This is a genomic window from Pseudomonas sp. (assembly GCF_050739655.1).
GTDB lineage: Bacteria > Pseudomonadota > Gammaproteobacteria > Pseudomonadales > Pseudomonadaceae > Aquipseudomonas.
In genome coordinates this window covers 1-3,695 of the sequence record NZ_JBOIBY010000069.1, presented here as the reverse complement: position 1 = coordinate 3,695, position 3,695 = coordinate 1, and the positions used below count along the sequence as shown (strand labels likewise).

The following is a 3,695-nucleotide window of genomic DNA, read 5'->3' as shown; positions in this document are numbered from 1 at the left end:
CTTTTGATTTTGTTTTTACAAGCAAGGTCAAAAGATCGCAGCCTTCGGCAGCTCCTACATGGGGTGTGCGGTGTTCTTGAAAGTGGGGGCGAGCAGACCCGCCCCCTCATCTTTTAAGCGTAGCTTTCGATCGACGGGCAGGCGCAAACCAGGTTGCGATCGCCGAACACGTTGTCGACGCGACCGACCGGCGGCCAGTACTTGCCTTCGATCAGCGAGGCAACCGGGTAAACCGCTTGCTCACGGCTGTACGGATGGGACCATTCACCCACCAGTTCCGCAGCGGTGTGCGGGGCGTTTTTCAGTGGGTTGTCGTCTTTGTCCAACGTGCCGTTTTCCACTGCGCGGATTTCTTCGCGGATGCGGATCATGGCGTCGCAGAAGCGGTCCAGTTCTTCTTTGGATTCGCTTTCGGTCGGCTCGATCATCAGCGTACCGGCCACTGGGAAGGACATGGTCGGGGCGTGGAAACCGAAGTCGATCAGGCGCTTGGCGACGTCATCGACGCTGATGCCGCTGCTGTCTTTCAATGGACGCAGGTCGAGGATGCACTCATGCGCCACCAGACCGTTGCTGCCGGTGTAGAGCACTGGGTAATGCTCTTCAAGGCGACGGGAAATGTAGTTAGCGTTGAGGATCGCCAACTGCGAAGCGCGCTTGAGGCCCGCACCGCCCATCATGCTGATGTACATCCAGGTGATCGGCAGAATGCTCGCGCTGCCGAACGGCGCCGCGCACACCGCGCCTTCTTTGCGCGCCATCTGCGCGTGGCCCGGCAGGAACGGGGTCAGGTGCGATTTCACGCCGATCGGGCCGACGCCCGGGCCTCCACCACCGTGTGGAATGCAGAAGGTCTTGTGCAGGTTCAGGTGAGAGACGTCACCGCCGAACTTGCCAGGGGCGCAGAGGCCGACCATGGCGTTCATGTTGGCGCCGTCGATGTACACCTGGCCACCGTTGTCGTGAATGATGCCGCAGATTTCGCGGATGCCTTCTTCGAACACGCCATGGGTCGACGGGTAGGTGATCATCAGCGCAGCGAGGTGTTCGCGGTGCTCGATGGCCTTGGCACGCAGGTCTTCGATGTCGACGTTGCCACGGGCATCGCACGCGGTAACTACTACGCGCATGCCAGCCATTTGTGCGGTGGCCGGGTTGGTACCGTGGGCGGACGACGGGATCAGGCAGATGTCGCGACGGTCTTCGCCACGGCTCTGGTGGTAGGCGCGGATGGCCAACAGACCGGCGTATTCACCTTGCGAACCGGCGTTCGGTTGCAGCGAGATCGAGTCGTAACCGGTGGCGGCGCAGAGCATCGCTTCCAGTTCATCGGTCAGTTGCTGGTAGCCGGCGCTTTGCTCGGCCGGGGCAAACGGGTGCAGGGCGCCGAATTCGGCCCAGGTCACCGGGATCATTTCGCTGGCGGCGTTGAGTTTCATGGTGCACGAGCCCAGCGGGATCATGGTGCGGTCCAGCGCCAGGTCTTTGTCCGCCAGCTTGCGCAGGTAGCGCATCAGCTCGGTTTCCGAGTGGTAGCGGTTGAATACCGGGTGGCTGAGGATCGGCGACTGACGTACCAGTGCGGCCGGGATGGTGCTTTCAACAGTGGCAGCCAGTGCAGCGAAGTCCGGCAGGGTTTTGCCATCGGCGAAGATAGCCCACAGGGTCTCAACGTCGGCCTGGGTGCTGGTTTCGTCGAGGGACAGGCCCAGGCGTTCAGCGTCGACCACGCGCAGGTTGATCTGACGGGCGCGAGCCTGATCGTGCAGTTGGGCGGTGTTAGCGCCGGTTTTCAGGGTCAGGGTGTCGAAGAAGTGTTCCTGTTCGACGCTCAGGCCCAGAGCGCTCAAGCCTTTGGCCAGGATCGCGGTCAGATGATGCACGCGGTTGGCGATCTGCGTCAGGCCTTTAGGACCGTGGTACACGGCGTACATGCTGGCGATGTTGGCCAACAGAACCTGTGCGGTGCAGATGTTGCTGGTGGCCTTCTCGCGACGGATGTGTTGCTCGCGGGTTTGCATGGCCAGGCGCAGGGCCGGCTTGCCGAAACGGTCAACCGACACACCGACCAGACGGCCTGGCATGTCGCGCTTGAACGCATCCTTGGTGGAGAAATAGGCCGCGTGCGGGCCGCCGAAGCCCAGCGGTACGCCGAAGCGTTGTGCGCTACCGATGGCCACGTCGGCGCCGAACTCGCCCGGCGGGGTCAGCACGGTCAGGGCCAACAGGTCGGCTGCTACAGCGACCAGGGCGTTGGCGGCGTGGAAACGCTCGGTCAGGGCGCGGTAGTCGAACACATCACCGTTGCTCGCCGGGTATTGCAGCAGGGCACCGAAGAACGGGGTCACGTCGCTCAGCTCGCGCTCGTCGCCAACCACCACGTCGATGCCCAATGGCTCGGCACGGGTGCGCAGCACGTCGAGAGTCTGCGGGTGGCAATGCACGGAAGCGAAGAACTGGTGGCTGCCCTTGTTCTTGCTCAGGCGTTTGCAGAAGGTCATGGCTTCGGCAGCGGCGGTGGCTTCGTCCAGCAGGGAGGCGTTGGCGATCGGCAGGCCGGTCAGGTCGCTGATCAGGGTCTGGAAGTTCAGCAGCGCTTCGAGGCGACCTTGGGAAATTTCTGGCTGGTACGGGGTGTAAGCGGTGTACCAGGCCGGGTTTTCCAGCAGGTTGCGCAGGATTGGCGACGGCGTGTGGGTGCCGTAGTAGCCCTGGCCGATGTGGGTCTTGAACAGCTGGTTCTTGCCGGCAATGGCCTTGATCGAGGCCAGGGCGTCGGCTTCGCTCAGGCCGTCTTCCAGGCCCAGGATGCTGGTGCCTTTGATGCTGTCGGGAATCACGCTGGCGCTCAGGGCTTCCAGAGAGTCGAAGCCCAGGCTGTTGAGCATGGCTTGCTCGTCACCGGCGCGTGGGCCGATGTGACGGGCGATGAATTCGTTGGCGGTGGTCAGGTGAGTCATGTTCGCGCTCCTCAGGCTTCGGCTTGGGCTTTGATCAGGCGGTCGTAGGCGTCCTGGTCCAGCAGTTGGCCGACAGCGGCAGCATCGGCAGGATTGAAGCGGAAGAACCAGCCTTCACCCAGCGGGTCTTCGTTGACCAATTCAGGGTTGTTTTCCAGCGCCGGGTTCACTTCCAGCACTTCGCCATCCAACGGCATGTAGACGCCACTGGCGGCTTTTACCGATTCCACGGTGGCGGCTTCGGCGCCTTTTTCGTAGGACTGCAGCTCAGGCAGTTGTACGAAAACCACGTCGCCCAAGGCGTTCTGTGCGAAAGCAGTGATGCCGACCGTGACGCTACCGTCAGCTTCGGTACGCAGCCATTCGTGATCTTCAGTAAAACGCAACTCGCTCATGGAAACTCCTAAGGGGCCAGACTCGTCTGGTGGACGCGATTGAATGCTGGGGCAATGCCCTGGTTATAAAGGACTACGTAGCAAGATCGCGGCCAATGTTGTTTTTGTTATTTGAATCAATGATTTAGAGGGTTTCTTCGATCGCTGACGTGTAGGCGTTGTAGCGAAATCGATACGGCGAATGTCGTGGATAAAAGCCGAGGTGGATCAAAGCCTTGCGCAGCCGTGATCGCAGAGGGGTGTAGCGATATCGTTCCGCTGTAGCGCTTTCAGTACAGGTGGAGGTCGTTTTTAGCGCGGTTCTCACGATGCCCTTCCCCCTGTAGGAGCTGCCGAAGGC

General features: G+C 61.4%; 3 protein-coding genes. All 3 read right to left on the bottom strand.

Annotation, left to right across the window (positions count from 1 at the left end; genetic code table 11):
• Window positions 1-113: 113 nt before the first annotated feature.
• A complete protein-coding gene (gene gcvP / locus ACRESJ_RS03655; protein WP_431756686.1) occupies window positions 114-2,960 on the bottom strand; it encodes an aminomethyl-transferring glycine dehydrogenase in 2,847 nt (948 codons plus the stop codon).
• An 11-nt stretch (window positions 2,961-2,971) separates the two neighbouring features.
• A complete protein-coding gene (gcvH, locus tag ACRESJ_RS03650) occupies window positions 2,972-3,355 on the bottom strand; it encodes a glycine cleavage system protein GcvH (protein WP_431756685.1) in 384 nt (127 codons plus the stop codon).
• Window positions 3,356-3,479: 124 nt separating this feature from the next.
• A partial coding sequence (locus tag ACRESJ_RS03645; protein ID WP_431756684.1) for a hypothetical protein occupies window positions 3,480-3,695 on the bottom strand: 216 nt, incomplete at its 5' end.